The 18623-nt window shown below is 64.6% G+C and carries 12 protein-coding genes and 1 pseudogene; 4 read left to right on the top strand and 9 right to left on the bottom strand.

The window, feature by feature from the left end:
• Positions 1 to 16: 16 nt before the first annotated feature.
• From HDA31_RS23855 to HDA31_RS23835, 5 genes are all read right to left on the bottom strand, one after another.
• Complete coding sequence (locus HDA31_RS23855; RefSeq protein WP_178063494.1) at positions 17 to 1381, bottom strand: serine/threonine-protein kinase; 1365 nt, start codon at positions 1379 to 1381, stop codon at positions 17 to 19.
• A gap of 11 nt (positions 1382 to 1392) precedes the next feature.
• Positions 1393 to 4488: a coiled-coil domain-containing protein gene (locus tag HDA31_RS23850; RefSeq protein WP_178063495.1), complete on the bottom strand. Its 3096-nt coding sequence runs from the start codon at positions 4486 to 4488 to the stop codon at positions 1393 to 1395.
• Between the two features lie 88 nt (positions 4489 to 4576).
• Complete coding sequence (locus HDA31_RS23845) at positions 4577 to 5155, bottom strand: hypothetical protein (RefSeq protein WP_178063496.1); 579 nt, start codon at positions 5153 to 5155, stop codon at positions 4577 to 4579.
• Complete coding sequence (locus HDA31_RS23840) at positions 5152 to 5658, bottom strand: hypothetical protein (protein WP_178063497.1); 507 nt, start codon at positions 5656 to 5658, stop codon at positions 5152 to 5154. The genes HDA31_RS23845 and HDA31_RS23840 overlap by 4 nt, the downstream gene beginning before the upstream one ends.
• Complete coding sequence (locus HDA31_RS23835; protein ID WP_246384430.1) at positions 5655 to 6929, bottom strand: hypothetical protein; 1275 nt, start codon at positions 6927 to 6929, stop codon at positions 5655 to 5657. The genes HDA31_RS23840 and HDA31_RS23835 overlap by 4 nt, the downstream gene beginning before the upstream one ends.
• 554 nt (positions 6930 to 7483) lie before the next feature.
• Here HDA31_RS23835 and HDA31_RS23830 point away from each other — a divergent pair.
• On the top strand, positions 7484 to 8593 hold the full coding sequence (locus HDA31_RS23830) for a hypothetical protein (protein ID WP_178063498.1): 1110 nt from the start codon (positions 7484 to 7486) through the stop codon (positions 8591 to 8593).
• A gap of 374 nt (positions 8594 to 8967) precedes the next feature.
• Positions 8968 to 9768, top strand: coding sequence for a hypothetical protein (locus tag HDA31_RS23825; RefSeq protein WP_178063499.1), 801 nt, complete (start codon positions 8968 to 8970; stop codon positions 9766 to 9768).
• Between the two features lie 167 nt (positions 9769 to 9935).
• On the opposite strand, the gene HDA31_RS31855 is transcribed toward HDA31_RS23825, so the two are convergent.
• Positions 9936 to 10181, bottom strand: coding sequence for a hypothetical protein (locus HDA31_RS31855; RefSeq protein WP_219825003.1), 246 nt, complete (start codon positions 10179 to 10181; stop codon positions 9936 to 9938).
• A gap of 247 nt (positions 10182 to 10428) precedes the next feature.
• Here HDA31_RS31855 and HDA31_RS23815 point away from each other — a divergent pair, with 247 nt between their 5' ends.
• The gene (locus tag HDA31_RS23815; protein ID WP_178063500.1) at positions 10429 to 13473 is read left to right on the top strand and encodes a KAP family P-loop NTPase fold protein; all 3045 of its coding nucleotides are present in this window, start codon (positions 10429 to 10431) and stop codon (positions 13471 to 13473) included.
• 228 nt (positions 13474 to 13701) lie between these two features.
• Here HDA31_RS23815 and HDA31_RS23810 read toward each other — a convergent pair.
• A pseudogene (locus HDA31_RS23810) lies at positions 13702 to 14205 on the bottom strand (transposase family protein); the annotation flags it as partial.
• Complete coding sequence (locus tag HDA31_RS23805) at positions 14196 to 15482, bottom strand: ABC-three component system protein (RefSeq protein WP_246384431.1); 1287 nt, start codon at positions 15480 to 15482, stop codon at positions 14196 to 14198. The pseudogene HDA31_RS23810 and the gene HDA31_RS23805, both read right to left, overlap by 10 nt.
• A 209-nt stretch (positions 15483 to 15691) precedes the next feature.
• On the opposite strand from HDA31_RS23805, the gene HDA31_RS23800 reads away from it, so the two are divergent.
• Positions 15692 to 16875, top strand: a protein-coding gene (locus HDA31_RS23800) for an IS3 family transposase (RefSeq protein WP_178063501.1) whose coding sequence is annotated in 2 segments (ribosomal slippage) — positions 15692 to 15976 and positions 15979 to 16875 — 1182 coding nt in all. Because the reading frame shifts where the segments join, the coding sequence is not laid out codon by codon here.
• Positions 16876 to 16905: 30 nt separating this feature from the next.
• On the opposite strand, the gene HDA31_RS23795 is transcribed toward HDA31_RS23800, so the two are convergent.
• On the bottom strand, positions 16906 to 18150 hold the full coding sequence (locus tag HDA31_RS23795) for an IS256 family transposase (RefSeq protein ID WP_178062888.1): 1245 nt from the start codon (positions 18148 to 18150) through the stop codon (positions 16906 to 16908).
• Between the last annotated feature and the right edge of the window lie 473 nt (positions 18151 to 18623).

The following is an 18623-nucleotide window of genomic DNA, read 5'->3' as shown; positions in this document are numbered from 1 at the left end:
CCTTCCTTATCGCAACTCACCCGTGCCACAACGGCGCACAGAGATCTTCGAATTCATCTACATCGGATGGGCGGCTCTGAGGATCGAACGCTGTTGCGGCAGCGACAACTTCCCGCCATCCGCGGTCGTCGGGCAGGAGCGGAATGTTCGCCTGTGGCACCCGGCCTGTAAGGATGGCCCCAATAAGCTGCCCGACGCTGTAAATATCAGCCTCCGGACCTGCTTTGTGGGCATCGTCGCTTAACTCGGGCGCAGCGTAGCCCTCGGTGCCATATAGCGTTCCGGCTCTGGTATGTCCGGGAGTGCTCGTCTGGCCATGCGGTCGTTTGCCGATTCCCCAGTCCGCTACCACCCATCGCCCCTGGATCTTAAGAATGTTTTCGGGTTTGATGTCGCGGTGAATCCAGCCTTTGGCGTGTGGCTTCCGAAGGCCGTCGAGTACGCTCATGACGATGGCTTTCAGTTGTTGTGCTTGTCGCAGTTGGTCCATCTCCAACAGTGCAGTCGTCTGCGCCAGCGGCATTACGAACCAGTCCCCATCTGGGCTTGCATCCAAGATGGGCATGATGTGAGGGTGTCCACCGAAGATTTCCGCCACTTCGATCTCGCGTCTCATTCGGCGTACAGCGCTGTCGTCCCGTGACTTGGCGCGCTTCACCGCAACGATTTGGTCGGTGTGCTTGTGCCGGGAGCTGAAGACGATGGCCTGGCCGCCACGGGCGAGTTCGCCAACAGGCTTGTAGTCTCGATATTGTTGGCGCGCGACCAGTAGAGTTGCCAATTCGCCATCGGTCAAGTATGTGCGCAATTCTGACATTCTGCCTGCCAGGATGGTTCCTTCAGCAGCATTTTCGGCCACTATAAGCAGGTGGCTCTTGTACTCTATATCCATCGCATCGCTAGCCAGGAGCAGTGGGACAAGCGGGTGGTCCGCGAGCCGGGCGCGGGCCTCGGCGAGCTGTGCGGAGATCGACATCGTCTCCTGCTCGGTTTGCTCACGCTGGTTGTTGGCGTAGCTGCTCACGCCTTCAGTCAGCTTCCAACCGATGAGTGGCCCGGGGTTGCCTTCGTGTCGCGGTGGCAACAGGTCGAGCCGGACCAGGCCCGCTGTGCACCAGTGGTAAGCGGTAGCAAGTGCCTCCTCCTTGAAGCGATCATGGATACTGGCTGCCTTGCGTACCACCTGACGGGTTAGCCAGTTCCTCGTCCCGGCGGGCAGCGCCTGGAGCGTCTCGTACAGCTGCTCGTGCGTCGGCTTCGCGGCGGCCTCCACAGTCAAGCGGAGAAGTTCATATCTTTCGGAGCCGTTTTTGCGCTCGTGTACTCGGTACACCGGAAAGGCATCAAGAGGTGCCGGCAACCCGGGAATTTCCTGTGGCATCGCTGCCGTGACTATTCTTGAGGCCACGCCGACTCACTGACACTCAGATGGGGCAAGAACAGCTTCAATACCTCTGGGTCTTCCGGCCCGTGCAAGAGCGACGGTTTGGCGTTCAGGGCGTCGTTGGTGGCGGGCCGCAGGAGCTTCAGCTGACTGGCGGCGTGCTGCGCCACCAGGTGGGAGTAGACGTCCTGACATGCCAGTACGACCGAGAGCCCGTTCGCCGCTGCGACGTGCTGGAGAATAGAAGCGAGCTTTCGGAGGTTGCTTCCGTCGAGGTTGTTACCGGACTCGTCGATCACGATCATCCGGCCCTGTGGATCGGAAGCAGACACCATCGAGGAGACCGCGAGAAGCGTATGAAGAATGATCAGCTCGGCGGTGTTTGGCGAGGATCCGTATTCGACAGCCTCGCCTCCCTTCATTATCCACTCCGGGTAAATCTCCCACCTGAGTGGCTCATGCGGATCTCCGACATCGACATGACTGAACCGCAACGCGACGCGTTCCCTGCCGGCCACGTTGAGCAAATCATTTAGCTGCTTCTCAGCTTCCCGGAATGCCTTCCCGATGTCCTCGATCTGCATGTCGCGCATGCTGTTGAGCCACTGTTCTGTCTGCGACGTCGCGTGTTCTCGGGCGGCGATGTTCTGCCTTCGGGCTGCCTGGCGGGAGAGAATGGCTGCCTCTTCCTCGGCATCGCCTTCGCTGAACCATGCTAGCCAGTCGTCGAGCGCCTTGACACGCGTACGGAACGACATGTTGGCCTCGGCAGGTGCATGGTGCGCCTTGCACCACTCGCGGAGTTCAAGTACTTGCATGTTCAGTCCTGCGACATGGTCGGCAAAGGGGTTTTCGTCCTTGTCGGAGCTCTCTGCGACCTGTTCGGGGCGGGCCAATTCAACGACAACGCAGTCGATGGCGTCGATGAGCCGATTGCACGCTTCTCTGAGAGTTGCGTTGCGCTGAGTACTCAGGCGGTCGGCAGTCTCCGCCTCGACCCGTTCGACGATTGCAGCGAGCTCGGTGACACCGAGCGACTCGCGCCAGCGTTGCGTCACGAGTTCCTGGCGCTCGACTTGCTCCTGTGCCTCGCCCAGCGTCTCCGTAGTCTTTCCGCGACTGTCAGGACCATTGTGCTTGAGGTCATTGATCTCTTGGCGCAGACTCTTCAACGTCGCGTCGTGAGTATTGAACGCCTCCTTGGAACGCACGGCGACGTCTCGCAAGGTTCCAGCGATCTCCTCGCCTGCGGTGTACTGCTTCTCTAGCTCCGCTATCCGCGCCGTTACCTTAGTGTGCTCGTCTTCGGCCTCAGCCAGCTCCCTGACTGCTGCTACGGCATCGACAACTTGTTGCGATTCCTCTACCCGCTTTGCCGCCTTCTCGACAGCACCTTCGGCTTGATAATGCTCCCTTTCGAGTTGTTCCAGCCTCCTCAGTCTCGCCGCTATAACAGCCTTCCGGTCCGTAAGGGGCAGCTCGAATCCGCCCCAGATTCTGACGCCGAGCTGAGGGTCACTGACCGAGGCGTCGTCGACCCTCGTCAAACGGGAGTCTAGGGTGCGGACGAGGTTGCCCAGCGCACCTTCCAAGCTGGAGCCAGCCGGCGGGACGGTAATTGGCTCGATCTCTTGATCGCTTGCGAGGACGGGGATGCCCGGGCTGTGACGCAGGACGTCCTCGAAGACGGCCTCGTCAAACGATTGGTGACTTCTGTTGACCACCAGAGCGTCGGCGTAGAGCGCCAGCCGAGCTTCCCAAAGCGTTCGCTGGTCATCGTCCAGCCTGATCAGGTCGAGCAGCCTTACGGCAGGTATGTCGTGAGCAGCGAGTTCGGCTATGACGTGGCCAGCTGCGCCCTCGTGCCCAGCTCGCATCTGCTCGATTTCATCGCGTGCTGCAGTAACTCGGGCGCTGGTTTCGCCTGCTACTTTCCTGAGTCCGGCTTCTGCTTCAGTGGCAGCGCGCAACCGCTCTTGTGCCTGCTCGGCAGTAAACCCAAGGGACATCGCCGCAGCTGTGCGTAGCCCTGGAATGATGGTGCGAAGGTGCTCTTCCCGCGTCTTGCTTTTTCCAATCTGCTCGCCGATTGTGCGCAGCTTCTTGCTGGCATTCTCTGCGCGCCCCGCGTCTTCGCTTGACTTTCGGGCTAATGTCGCAAGGCTGGGGAGCTCACTCAGATCCCGTTCTTTTTCCTGGATTTTCCTATTGATCCCGTCCAGTTTCGACCGGAGCTCCTGCGCTTTCTTGCGGAACGCTTTTTCCTTGAGTTGCTCGAGCGTGGCACCAAGCTCAAGAAAGTTGTGCCACTGTCCTTCCGCCTCTTCCGCAATTCGCTTTGCTTGCGCTCGGTTTTCAATGTCTGACAGCTGCTGTCGCTCCTTCTCAAGCAGCTCTTCATGGTTTGCCTTCTCGGTGTCTAGGGCCAGCTTCTCGGCCGCGATTTGCTGTCTGTATCGGCGCTCATCATTGACGGCCTGCTGTTGCCCCGTCAACGCAATCAGGTGCTGTGCTAGATCTGCCGGCCTGAACTGCTTCTGGCCCAAAGCGAGGATCCCGGTGTCCTGGTTGTCTTCGCTTCCCCGGGCACGAATGTATGCGAGACAGCGTGGCGAATGGCCGAATAATTCTTCTGCGTAGGTGATCGCGCCGAGCTGCCCGCTTGCGCGAATGCTCTCCCATATCCCCTCGGCGCTTCGCAACCGCTCTGCCTCGGAGAGGCCTTCGGCGAGCAGTACCCCTTCGCTCCATCGAACCTGAATGTACCTGCCGTCGAGCTTTTGAATGCGCATCATGACGGTGATGGCGTCGTCGGGACGTTGCGGGTGCAGATAAACTCCTATGAGGAACCCGCGTAACGCGTCTTCGAAGCGCGTGTCGGAGATCTTCGCTCGTCGCCTGTCGAACAACAGTCGCGCCGCGTACGGACCGACTCCGTGTTCACCTCTCCACTGGGGATCCCCGTTCAAAAGGGTCAGGGCTCCAAGCAGTACCGTCTTGCCGACACCGTTGGAGCCAGAACCGGGGCCCTGGCCGGTGACCAACCATATACCGCCCTGGGGCAAAAGGAAGACGGAACTGGTGTGGCGCCCGATCCGCAGCATCTGAAATCCACGCAGGACCCTAGGGCCTACTATGCCTAGATTGCCCGGGTCGAAGGGTAGGGTGGGAGTGAACACCATTGGGAACTCCTTATTTCACTCTGGATTCCCGGATTTGCTTGGCCCATTGGCTGTTCGGGCGACACAACAAGACAAGGTTCTCGTCCAGCCTGCGTTGCTGCGCAGGCGACAGCCGTTTGAAGGCGGGCCCCAGGCGCTTCACGCTGTCGATGAGTTCATGCATGTGTAGACGGCGCAGAATCTCCGGGAGTTCGGAGTCGCCAATGACATCCCGACCGTTCGGGCCCTCGTGTGCTTCTAGGCATTCGCCAATGGGACCAACCTCCTCTGCCAGCAGGTTTGCGAGGACGTGGGTGTGCAGGTAGATCAGGGCGAGGATGGCTAGATCCTTCTGCCGCAGGCTGTGCCGCCTCTCAGCTATCTGTTCGACGATGTCGTCTGACCAGGCGCTCACATAACCGAGCGGTTTTCCGTTTTGGTCCTTCACGTTGATTAGCTGGCGGCCGGCCACGGCCAGGCGCGCCTGTACCTGCGACCGCAACCTTTGTTCAGCTAGCGCCGGCCAGTCCTGTGGGCGCAAGGGCGCCGACGCTGCCTCCAGCGCCCTGACGGCCGCGAGCACGGCGGTCTCATCCGTGGTGTTACTCATTCCGAACTCTGCCAGTTCGGATGATCACGAAGACGCCGGACGGCATTCTTGATCGCCTCCCGTGCTTCGGTGTCCCAGGTGGCAGTCACGGTCCCAAGCATCCAGCGATCGTCTACCCGCGCCAGCAGGCCGGCGTGTTCCAGGGTCTCCAGCGCGGGGCCGACCGTGTGCGTTCTTCCGGTCAGCCGCTCCAGGATGCTGGCTATGTCGACCGGCGAGATGCCGTCAGACGTCTCCACCTCGGCCAGCAGCGCCACCGCGACAATCAGCACCTTGGTTGCGCCGACGGTAAGCCCCCGCCGAGGCATCCTTCGTGCTTCTCCTGCGGGTTCGTATGCGTCCCAGCCGAGTACGACGTGCGTGTGTCCGTTCGGCCCCGTGACGGGATGCAGGCGACGGCCGACGACTCGTGCCGCGGCTTCCATGTCCGCTATGGGGAGTCCATCGACCGGTAGCGATACGCCGTGGCGAACCAGTGCAAGCTCCAGTGGACTCTGGTTCACGAGCCAGTCTCCCTAGCGGGTCGCATGGTGGCGGGCTCGGATACTCGGTGCAGCACGACACCGCTTGCCATGCGTGCAACGTCGCCATCTTGCCGTACCGCTATCGAGTCGAGATGAGTCAGGCTGTAGCCGACCTCCATGCCAGCCAGTGCTGCCAGGTGTGCCATTGTCACCATGGGCACCGGCCACGGTCGCGTAAGCAGAAACTCCGTCAGATCAACCTCCGAGGTGCCGTCGAGGAGCTGATCCGCCAGATCCCGAAGGTGATCTTCAAACGAAGGTTCAGGGGTCACGATGTCGTCATCTGCCGGCTCGGGAACAACCTCCTCACCGGGAGCGAACGTGAGTTCGTTGACGGCCGTCATCACTCTGTGTGGGCTGATCCAATATGGTGATTCGTCGAATGCGATGCCGTCCCACAGCGCAGCCAGGTCGGCAAGGGCCGCATGCTTGAGCTTTTCGTAGACTTCATCGCTTCGAATCCATGACTTCACGCCACCGCGGATGCCGCTTAGCCCTTTGAGTAGGCGCATTTGCTGGCGAACGTACCGGCTGGCCGCCGCCGTGAGATCTCGCAGATCATCATCGAGGTCGTTGTCGAAGCCGCGTCGTACGGCTGCTCGAATCTGTCGAATGCGGGACCGTACCTGCTCGTCATCGACCTCGGACGCATGTTCCAGAATTGCTTTTACATCGCGGCTGTCGATGATTTCGCGCAGACCGTTAGCAAAGGCCAGGAGCATTCGGGTCAAGTCCCTGAGGCCCGCCCGGACGTCCGAGACGTCCGCCCCTGGCGCGGTCGCCCGCAGCTGAGCCTGATTCATCATCTCTAGCAGGGCGCGATGTCCGGACATCGTGGAAATCCAGGGGATCAGCGCAAGCGCCAGCGAGCCAGACAACGCCAGCCGGACTTCGCTCTCATGGATGCGGTCGTTCTTCTTGACGATCGCCCCGCCGCGGATCAGAACCGTGAGCCGCCGATCAAGAACGTTGCGCGAATACTTCGAGCCTAGATATTCGAAGAGGCGGCGGGTCGAGACACTGCGTCCCTCCGGGTCGAGGTCGACGAGGGCCCGGCAAATCTCGATGGCTGCATCGATCTCATCGTCCGTGGTATCGAGCCCGCTGATCTCTCGCACCAACGGCCCGAGTGCAGCCGCGACGTGCTTGGCCCGCTTGCTGTGGAAGGCATGCGCCGCCCTGGGCAGCGGTACCGCCGCCGATTGTCCAGTTGATGCGCCGAGGGCACCTTCATCATCGGATGGCGTCACGTGCAGCAGATTATCGAACCATCCGACTGTGTAGTGGTGCTCGTCAGTCAGATGTACGTCAGTCAGTCGCCGGACGAGGGCCAGTCCGAGGCCGCCTGAAACGGTCAGATCGGACGTGTACAAGTAACGGCCGAGCGACCGCCATGGCTAACGAGTCCGGGACCCGGATGGGCGCACATACGGGTGCTCGGCGGGTGCTCGGCCGCCGTGGACGGGGGTCGGTGTCGGATGGATCGTGCGGTACGCGCGTCCTGTAGAACTGGTCGAAATCTGCCGATGCGTGGACTGATGGGACATGCAGGACTGCGAAGCATGGATCGACGCCAGCTCTTAATCCGCGGGTTCGGGGTTCGAGTCCCTGGCGGCGCACCACCTATGATCAGGCCGTATAGCCATCTGGCTATGCGGCCTTGATCATGAGTGGGGCTCGGATGGGACCCCCTTCAGCCCCACGTTTCCGGACTCTCATCGCTGGGCTGAGCTGGGCAAACACTGATCAAAGCCTGCGGATTCGTCCTTGACCCCTGTGCACGTGGCTGGGAATGCTTGTTCTCGTGTCGGTCTACGCAGTCGATGACGTTCGTCGTGAGTTGTTGGTCGTGTGGCCAGCGGTGGTGGGCTGGGGCGCCCAGGTCGTGGGGCAGCTTCGACCTGCCGTCTCGGCCGAGACGGCCGGGCGACTCTCGGGGGAGTTGACCCGGTTATCCCACGAGTTGTGGGGCAGCTATGTCCGGCCGGCGGAGAACGGCGATGACGAGCAGGAGCGGTGGGGTGTCGTGCTCGACGCCGTGCAGAAGCCGAACCTGCCGGATCTCTCCGGTCAGCTGCTTGTCTCCTACGACCTGGTCGAGGAGGCTGCGCATCGGCTTGGTCGGGTACTGCACGAGGTCGGTGATGCGGCGTTGACCGGCGTGGTGGTGGCCGAGGTGCGGTGTGAGGTCGAGGCGGTGCGTCGGGCCGGTCTCGGGGGTCTGTCGGGTCGGGCGGTTCAGGCGGCGTCGTTGGATCGTGTGGATGCTTCTCCGGTCCAGGTCAGTGCGGTGGATCAGGTGCTGCGTGCGGATCCGTTCGGTGGCGGGTTGCTGTCTGTGGCGGTGGACCCTGCTGCCGCGTGTGTGGCTGCGGCGCATTGGCTGGCCGCCGCTGCGGTTGTCGCCGGCGAGGCGTCCGGCAACAGCGCGGCTGGTGTGTTCGCGGAAGCCGATGACATCGAGGCGGTGTCGGTGGAGGTGCCCGCTCTAGTGGTGGGGCGGATCGTAGATGACAGGGTGTCTCCGCGTCGGGTGGTGATGGACCTGCTGCGGGCCGCTGTCGCGGCCGGTGAGGGTGTGATCGTCGATCCGGAGGCGGTGGCCGCCGACTACGCCCGGATCCAGTCGTTGGTCGCTGGATTGCCTGCGGGTCAGCGGGCGGAGGTGTTGGCGTCGGAGCCGGTGCGGGCGACCCTGTTGGATCCGCGGCGCCCGGCGCGGGATCTGCTGGAGCATCTGCTCGACGGGATCGCGTCGTGTCGGCTGCTGTTTACCGAGTACGCCGATGACGAGCCCGAAGCGCAGCGCTCCGTCAGGGGCGAGACAGCGTCGGGTGCGGCAGAGCCTGAAGAGTCGGAGTTTGTGGTGTTGGTTCGGGAGGAGGCCGAGCAGTCAGGCGACCGGCTGAGCTGACCCTGCCCCACGCGCCTTGTCGGACAACAGTCGGCCCCACAAGGCAGCCACGCTCATGACAGCATCCCTCGCTGGCACTCCTTGGCATCGCCTGACGAATTCGCCGGAGTCCTGGCATGCATCGCGGCGTCGTCTTCGTCGCGCATCACCACAACCGTAGTAGACGCCGCGGGGGCACCGCTGTGCGAGCTGCGCCGGATTTCTGCGATAGCATGTGGAGCGGCAGTCACGCCTGCCTGTTCCGAGCGTCGGCCACCCACGTTGGCTGGTGCGTCGAGGCCAAGGTTCTCCGAATCGCGTTCTCTTCCGTGTGTGGTCATGCATACCCGACGGTGGGGCTGACGTGGGGCGTCCTCGCCATCAAGGAGTGTGTGATGACCAGGAACCGCCGTATCAAGGCCGCCACCAGGGAGTACAAGGCCGCCACCGGTACCTCTTACACCGCAGCAAGGCGTGTGGTGACTGGCGCCGACAGCGCGCCGGCCCAGAGGCACGCATTCGCGTGGATCCCGCCCAGCGCCGGCCATGCGATCACGCTGGAAGATGCTGCCGCGCTAGCGATGGAGTGGGCCGAGGAGCAGGCCGCCGTTGGTGGTCTCCCGGCGGTGCTGGTCACCGACCTCAAGGGCGAATACGCCCATGCGGCTCCCTTCACCCGCTACGCCGGACGGCACATCACCCCCCGGTCCTCGCGGCTCACCGTTGAGCCCGGGGCGGTCATCGCCCACAACCCGACGTACACCGCACTCGAGTTGGCGATGACAACGGCCCGCGGGATCCCGCTGGCGGTCGTCGGGCTGCTGCCGGCCCCGTGGTGGCTGGATGGCTGGGCGGCCGCAGTGGGCGCCCTGGACCTGCTGTCGGGCGAGGTGACCGCTCTCGACCCGCGGGTGAGCGAGCCACTGGAGAGCATCATTTTCTACGGCAACAACGGATACCCCCGGGGCTGGGGCCGTGATGGCGCCCAGCGCGCTCTCGACGAGATCCGCGACGCCGGACTGCTCGACCACGACATGATCGTCAGTGCCCTCGCCGGTCTCGGCATGCCCGCGAGACACCAGGACGTCATCTCCAAGATGATCGACAAGATGGTGCCCCGTGGCGCCGGCCGCGACCGGATGCGGAAGCCCCACGACCGGCATCCCAGCATCAGAACCCTCCCTGCCGAAGCGTGACGATCGAGCCCAGGCGAGCCCGCGAGAAAGGCTCGCCTGGGCCAGTCCCGCCGGCGCCATGCCCAAGCGGTTCAAGAACCCAGTCCACTGAAAATCCGGGCCGCCGACTATCGCCAGCACCGCAGTATCAGTACAGAAAAACGATGTGCTCGTGGTGAGCTGTGCCTCTACCGCCACGATGCCCTGGAGATGACGAGTCCGTCAACGTGCGCGACGCACCAGCTGCGCAGTTGGCGGCCGACCGCGTCGAACTGCGCGCCGGTGGTGAAGACATCGTCGACCAGCAGGACACGGACACCGGGGAGCGCTAAGAGCAACGGCTGAGCGACCTGCAGCACACCGGCCTGTTGCTGCGCCGCGGTCAGCTTTGCACCGAGGCGATTGAGTCGGCGGGTGGCGGCGTGCCGGTCCATTCGCCGACCGTGGGTGTTGCGGGATCGGCCCGCTGGTGCGTTCATCGACGGCACGGTCAATAGCTCGGGCGACCGCGGGTGGCAGCGGGACGAGGACGATCTTGTTGTCGTACATCACTGTGCGTCACCAGCGGTGATGAACGCCAGTCCATCCGGAGCGGCAGATCCGTGCATAAGATCACGCGCCGAATGAGTTGTGTGAGCGTCGGTTGAGTACTCTGGCCGCGGCTTTGGAGATGGTTGGCGAATGGCGGTGTCCGGCTTGTCCGACGGCAACTGGTGGGTCGACGACCCGATTGACGAGCCGAGCGAGGACCTGTTCGGGCGCGGCCCGTTCGTGGCCCGCGCGGTCGCCCTGCTTGATCAGATTGGCTCCCGGCCGAGCAGCACGGTGGTCGGGTTGGTCGGCCCGTGGGGAAGTGGTAAGACCAGCACGATCCGAATGATCGTGGCGGGACTCAACTCTGACCGCTGGGGCGTCACTTGGATCAACCCGTGGGCGTTGTCCGGTCCTGACGCGGTCGTCACCGAGCTGCTCGGCGCGATCCGCGCTGCGGTGCCCGAGAAGACCAGCGCCGGCGTACGGGTCCGGCGTCAGCTTTCCCGGTACGGCGTCCTGGCCACGCCAGCGCTGTCGATGGTGCCGGTGATCGGTAGCGCCGCGACTGCGGTCGCCAACGAGGCCCTACAGCGGCTTGGCGACCAGGGAACGACCCTTGAGGAACAGGCAGACCACGTCCGCGACGCGCTGCACGCGCTGGCCCGTCCGACGCTGGTCGTCATCGACGACGTCGACCGGCTGCAGCCCGAGCAACTCCTGGCGGTTTTTCGGGCGGTGCGGGTGCTGGGCCGCCTGCCGCACGTGCACTACGTCCTCGCGTACGACCAAGAAACCATTCTCGACGTGCTGTCCACGACCCCGATCGCTGACAAGCACGGCGCCCGGGCCGTCGCGTTCCTGGAGAAGATCGTCACGTTACGCCTCGAACAGCCGCCCGTCCGCCCAGAGCACGCTGAGTCGCTGTTCAACACCGGCTGCGCTGACGCACTCGGCCGGGCGTCTGCGTCGCTAAGCGAGGACGCGCAACGCCGCATGGTCGAAGAGCGTGAGGCGCTACTGCTGAAGGTCCTGACCGAGCCGCGCAGCGTGGCCCGGCTGCTCACCCAGGTCGACATCTACCTGCCACTGGTCGGCGCTGCTGAGGTCGACATCGTCGACTTCATCACCCTGACATTCCTGCGAATCACCTATCCGCGCCTATACCAGGCCATCGCCATGCACCGCAGCACCCTCGTCGACACCACCGACCTCGCCGACCTCCGCGCCGAATTCGACGAAGTGGCGCTGACTCGACTCGACGTCCCGGCACCGCACACCCGCCGAGTCGCGGACGCCCTGCAACGGCTCTTCCCGCGCCTGACCACCGACTTAGTGAGATCGACAGGGGCACAGCACCGGCGGCGCGGGCAGCGGCGGATCAGCGACCCCGACTACACCGAGCGGTACTTCGCCCTAACACCCATCACCGGCGAGATCAGCGACGATACCCTTGCCCGGGCCATCCGAGAATTGGCCGAGGGACGCCCCGGCACAGCGTCCAAGGACCTCGCGCTGGCGTTGCGACCTGACCTCACCGACGCTCATGCGTACGCCCGGGCGGCCCGGACACTCCGCCGAGCCGCATCCCTGTCCGCGGAGCTACCCGGCAGGGAGGCCGCCGCGGTGATCCCGTACGTGTTCGAACAGTTCGACCACCTTCGCATCCCCGCAGCGGGTGGGTTTGGTCCTGACGAGGAAGCGACCCTTTGGCTCGCGGCGCTGCTGCAACGGGCCGACGGCGAGCCGCTGCCCGCCACCGCGCCGGGCGATCCCGGTCTGCTGCCGTACTTGTTGAATGCCATCCGGATGGCAGTCGCCGAGCCGGCCGACACCACCATCGCGCGTCTAGCCGCCCAACCTCCCGGCTCGGCGTGGCTTTCGGACGTCATCCGAGCCACGTACGAAGCGGCGTGGGCGCGGGTCCAGGAGCACACGCGTCTCGGCGACACCGCCCCCATCGAGCCGGTGAGCCTATATATCTCCCGACTGGAGGCGGCCTTCGGCGACGCGGACGTCGACCGGCGGATCGCCACCGCCGTCGACGGTGGACTGCCAATCGCGGATCTCGCGGCCCGACTGGTCGACATCGAGGTGGCGTTCACGTCCGCCGGCCCTCACACCCGCATCGGTGAGTTCGACGCGACGGCGTTCCTGAGGCGTATCGGACGCCACCGTATCTCCGCAGCGCGGGCGCACTTGGACCGCGCCGCGGCGGGCACTCGACTCGACGCTCTCGACCGCACCGACGTGTCGTGGGCGAACCGGCGCTGGTTCGCCGCCAGCGGGCTCATCGAGGCACTCAACGCCGGCACTGCAGAACCGGGAAGGCTGCTGCCGACCCTGTCCGAGGAGCAACGCCATCCCTTTCTCAACCACCGTCCATCATTGATGAACGATGGAGGTGAACCGCTCGACCTGACGCTGCAGGTCGCCGTGCTGCTGCCCGCAGGCGACGAGATTCCTTCACCTCTCCACGGCGGATGGGGCCCATCAGTCGACACACGTGAAGAAATACTGATCGTCGCGATGCGAGACGCACCGATCAGCGACTGGATCCGGGCCCGTCAATCCGACTGGGGCATGGCCGCCGAACCGTGGACCATCAGCGATGCCAACGGACGCCTCTACACCACCGCTCAGTCCGGTGCCCGGGTCGCTACGCCCGGCACGCTTGGCCTGCGTCAGGCATTACCGCTCAGGGTCGGCGCCCATCTCATCACCGGCCACACCGGGCAGAGCCCGAACCAGCAGTCGCTGCTGCTCACCGTCGGTATCGGATTCCACTTGGCCGAACTCGACGAACAGCACCGACCCGCCGAAGCACGGGCCCGCGTCGTGCCCCTCCCTGCAGCGTTCACCCTGCACGGCCTGTTCGAACTCACTGAAGCGCTCGTCCGATGCGCGCAGACCACCAACGCGCTATGGACGCAGCTCGACGACAAGTCGCCCCCTCCCGAAACCGCGCTCCTGCACCTGTCCCTGACAACCGCTGAAGAACCCGCTGCGGTCGTTGACCTCACCGCCTACCCGAGGCGAGGCACCGCTGCCCGTAGCCAGCACTCCAAGGTCTACCAATACCGGTCACGAGCCGGCGATATCGCGGCGGCGGCGTTGCGGGATTGGCTGAGCGAAGCTGGGTACCGGCACCACGAGCAGGCGATCCTGGACATGTGGGATCCCGCGCCCAAATAGCGCGTCGGAACAACCGGCAACTCGGGTCAGGTCCATCGTCCCAACGCAGGTGTTGACCGTGCTCACCGCGCCGCCGCAGGCCCACCGCTGCCGCACAGGAGGATCTCAGGCCGGCTGCCATCGGCGGTGTTCAGGCTTGGGATGCGCCGGCGGGGACTGTACAAATAACTCCCCGTAAGGGGGATGTCTCGCAACTGGGTGAAGGCGTTGCCCGGGATCGACCTGCGGTCAGCCGGCCAGGATGATGTTGTGGAGGTTGGCGATGCCGGAAGCGGCGTCGGCCAATGTGTGGGCGGCGCGGCGGTAGTCGCGCAGGATCTTGAAGCACTTCATCCTGGTCAGGGCGTGTCCGACCCCTGCTCGGACGGTGCGGTACTCGACGTTGAGGGCTTCCTTCCGCGCGAGCAGATCGCTGCCGTCGGTGGGCTTGCGGTACGGCATGATCCCCTCGTGGTTGCCGCGGTAGCCGCCGTCGGCCATTACTGGCCACCCGTCCAGCTTCTCGGCGATGCCCGAGGTGCGGTAGACGATGGTGTCGTTGCGGTTGCCCGGCTGCGGGTCGCCGACGGCGATGACCAGACGGGTGCTGGCATCGATGGTGACCTGCAGGTTCGTCGAGTACCGGTAGTTCTTGCTCCGGGCCGCCAGCCGGTGATCACGGGTCGGGACCAGTGCTACAAGCTCGACGCTCGACACCTCCTCCTTGCGGCCACGATTCCGTTTTAGAAACGGAATCCGAAAAGCCCACCTTCATCGAAGCTGTCGGTGAGCCGTTGTTCGAGGACATGGCCGGCTGGGTCGAAGCCGCGGCGAATGGCTTTGTCAAGTTCGTCGGAGTTCAGTGTGACGATGTACTGGAGTCCTTCTTGGCGACTCACCTCTGCTGCGAGGGTGAGGGCGCGGGCGAGTTGGCGTTCGTCGACGCCGTCATAGAGATGGCTATCGTGGACGAAGAAGTCCGGTGCTCGCCCGCTTCGGTGCGCTAGGACGGCGACGGTGAGGTCGAAACAGAAGATGACCATGTTGCCGATGCCGCCGCTGTTGTCGCTCGCGATGTGCGTCTCGATCTTCAGGCTGGTTTCGCCTGGACCGATACGGAGGTATGCCTCGCGGTTGGCGCCATAGAGGGCTTGGGCGTACTGGGCGAAAAGGATGACCGCATCATTGACGATTGACCGCCGCTCTTCGATGTCACTTTCCATCTCCTGTTGGAGACCGACGCGCTGTTGCTTGATCTCGCGACGGTTTGATTCGAGCGCCTGTGCGGCGTCGAAGCGGTGCCGGAGAGCTCCGAGTTGTGCCTGCTCCTGAGCCAGGATCTGTTGAAGGGTGGTTAGCGCGTCTAGTGCGCCACCTTCGTTCAGGGTGCGCAGGGTTGCAGCGAGTCGGTCACCGAGTTGTTCTCGCTCGGCCTCGCGTTCCTGGAGGCGTGATCTGATCGCCGAGGCCTCTTCGTCCAGGTGCTGGCGCCGGTTACGGACAACGGATCCGTGGAACGCCCGTACGTCGTCGAAGCTTCGACGCACCTGGTCACCGAGCACCACGCCGAGTTCTGCGTAGGCTGTTTCGAGGTAGGCGAGGTCGGGGTCTACGGTTTCGTCGACGGCCCGTTCCAGGTCGGCGAGGTTGCGCCGGTCGATGACGTCGTCGTTGCGAAGCTGGCGGATGCGCTGGTCGGTCTGGTCGGCTTGGGCGCGGAGGTTGTCGTACTCCGGGACTACCCGGAAGTTTTCGATCCGTCGTTGGATCTCCGCGACACGGTGTTCCGCGATGGCGATCTGGCCTCGGAGCTCTGCGGTCTGACCGATGATTCGTCCAAGAACCGGATCGGAGGCGGCTTTACGGAGTTGCTTGCTGACGGCTTCGCGGGCCTGTAGCTCGCGGTAGCGATCGGCGAGCCGCCAGTCCAGCCCTAGTAGGTACGCCAGCGATGTGGCCGCTTCGGCGTTCGCCTGGCGGGCGAAGCTGCGGGTGGCCTCGTTGAAGGCGTGTGAGCCGACTCTTCGCATGAGGAAGCTAAAGAGGCTGCGGCCGGTGATGCCCGGGTGTTCGGCCGGAAGGTTGAAAAGATCTCGTTCGATCAGTGTCTGCCACTCGGGCAGCGTGACCTGGCCGTCGCCGAGGTCAAGTTGGTCTGAGCCAACTCCTGCGGGTCTGCTGCACCGGTAGGTGACATCTGAGATGGCTTGCCCTGGTGGCGGGCTGGAAGGATGTCGCTGTGCCCAAGCCTTACCCTCGTGAGTTCCGTGATGACGTCGTGCGGGTGGCCCGCGACCGCGAGCCAGGTGTGACGGTCGAGCAGATCGCGAAGGACTTCGGGGTCCACCCGATGACGTTGTTCAAGTGGCTGCGCCAAGCCGACGTTGATGCTGGCGCGAAGCCCGGCACGACCGGTGGCGAGTCAGCCGAGCTGCGCGAGGCCCGCAAGCGGATCCGGTTGTTGGAGCAGGAGAACGAGGTCCTGCGGCGGGCCGCGGCGTACTTGTCGCAGGCGCATCTGCCGGGAAAAGGCTCTACCCGCTCGTGAGCGAGCTGGCCGCCGACGGGATCCCCGTCGCGGTGACGTGCCGGGTGCTGAACATCGCTCGTCAGCCCTACTACCGGTGGCTCGCCCGGCCTGTCCGCGACGCCGAACTCGTCGCTGCTTACCGCGCGAATGCCCTGGTCGACGCCCACCGCGATGACCCGGAGTTCGGCTACCGGTTCCTGATCGATGAGGCCCGCGCCGCCGGAGAGCCGATGGCAGAGCGCACCGGATGGAAGATCTGCTCGGACAACGGCTGGTGGAGCGCCTTCAGCAAGCGCAGGAAGCCCGGCAAGGGTGGCAAGGCCGGTCCACCGGTTCACGACGACCTCGTCAAGCGAGACTTCACCGCCGACGGCCCGAACCGGTTGTGGCTGGCCGACATCACCGAGCACCGCACGGGTGAGGGCAAGCTCTACCTGTGCGCGATCAAGGACGTGTGGTCGAACCGGATCGTCGGCTACTCCATCGACTCACGGATGAAGTCCCGCCTGGCCGTCACCGCGTTGCACAACGCCGCAGCCCGCCGTGGTGACGTGGCCGGCTGCGTGCTGCACACCGACCGCGGGTCGCAATTTCGCAGCCGAAAATTCGTCCACGCCCTAAACCAGCACGACGTGACCGGGTCGATGGGCAGAGTCGGCGCCGCCGGCGACAACGCCGCCATGGAATCGTTCTTCGGCCTGCTGCAGAACAACGTCCTCGACCGCCGAACCTGGACGACCCGGCAGCAGCTCGGGACCGCGATCGTGACCTGGATCGAACGGACCTACCATCGCCGACGACGCCAACGATCCCTGTCCCGGTTGACCCCTATCGAGTACGAGACCATCATGACCCCACCGGCCAGTCAGGTCACGTCCGCGCTGGTGGTGTAAGAGACGGCCATCGCGTGATCCGGTCTGATGCTATGCGGCGATTGGTGCTGCGTTGGGCTGGTCGGTGTCGTGTTGGCGGGTGTCGACGGTGATCAGGCGGGCTTTGGCGAGGAGTTCCAGGCCCATGTAGCGGCGTCTTTCGGTCCACTCGTCGGTCTGCTCGGCCAGGACCGCGCCGACGAGTCTGATGATCGCCGCCCGGTTGGGAAAGATGCCGACGACGTCGGTGCGGCGGCGGATCTCCTTGTTCAACCGCTCCTGGGGATTGTTGGACCAGATCTGGCGCCAGATCTCGCGGGGGAAGCCGGTGAAGGCGAGCAGGTCGTCGCGGGCGGCGTCGAGGTGTTCGGCCGCAGCGGGGAACTTCGCTTCGATCGTGGCGACGACCCGCCGGAACTGGGCGTGGACGGCGTCGGCGTCGGGCTGGTCGAAGATCGTGCGGACGAGGGTGGCGATCCACGGCTGCGCCGATCTGGGGACCTTCGTGAGCAGGTTGCGCAAGTAGTGGGTGCGGCATCGTTGCCAGGCGGCGCCGGGCAGCGCGGCGCCGATCGCTGCGACGAGGCCGCGATGGGCGTCGGAGATGACGAGCTGGACGCCGGACAGTCCGCGGGCCGTCAGGGACCGCAGGAATGCCAGCCATCCGGCCCCGTCTTCGTCCGAGGCGACGTCGACGCCGAGGACTTCACGTTGGCCGTCGGCGTTGACCCCGACGGCGACCAGAGCGTGGACGTTGACGGTGCGGCCGTGCTCGCGGACCTTCATCGTCAACGCGTCGGTCCACACGAACGTGTAGTGGGCGGCGTCGAGGGGCCGGTTGCGGAACGCCTCGACTTGGGCGTCCAGGTGGGCGGCCATCTCCGAGACCTGCGACTTCGACAGCTGCCGGATCCCGAGCTGCTCGACCAGCTTCTCCACCCGCCGCGTCGACACCCCGAGCAGATAGCTCGTGGCGACCACTGAGACCAGGGCCTGCTCGGCCCGCCGCCGGTGCGTCAGCAGCCAGTCCGGGAAGTAGGAGCCCTGCCGCAGCTTCGGGATCGCCAGGTCGATCGTGCCGGCCCGGGTGTCCCACTCCCGAGGCCGGTAGCCGTTGCGGGAGTTGACCCGCTCGTCGCTGCGCTGTCCGTAACCGGCGCCGCAGATCGCGTCGGCCTCGGCGGACATCACCGCCTGCGCGAACGTTTTGATCATCGCCTGCAACACGTCCGGCGACGCGCCCTCGATCTGCTCGCGCAGCAGGTCAACGGGGTTCACACTCTCTGAAGCGGCCATCGCGTTCTCTCTTCCTTCTCTGACTTGGTCGTCTTGAAGGATCGACGCGATGGCCGTCTCTCATCTACGCAACACGCCCAACACGGGCAAGTCGTACACCACTTCCGTGGACGCAACCGCGAGATCTCATGCCACAAAAGGGAAACCAGCTCCGGCGACGGCATGATCGGCTTCACCGTACCGGAAATCCGAAGAGGTGCCCTTGTGGGCGTTCGGCCGGGACCGCTGGCTGCTGAGGTGCGGGGGAAGGGGGTCGTTGGCTGTTGCGCTCGAGCGTGTACTGACCTTGGCTGAGGCGGATGAGCGGGGTTCCGCACGGGCTTGGTGGGCCGCCGGTGGTGTCCCGGGTCATTCCTTGGATGATCGGAACGCCGCGTCGGCTCGAATCGTTGGACCTGAGTGATCAGCTCCGTTCGGCTGAAGGTGGGCTCGCGGTTCGCCAGTTGGCGGGCTGCGGTGAGGATGAGCTGCCA

Origin of the sequence: Micromonospora carbonacea (genome assembly GCF_014205165.1) — a bacterium.
Classification (GTDB): Bacteria; Actinomycetota; Actinomycetes; order Mycobacteriales; family Micromonosporaceae; genus Micromonospora; species Micromonospora carbonacea.
This window is presented reverse-complemented; position numbering and strand designations above follow the sequence as displayed.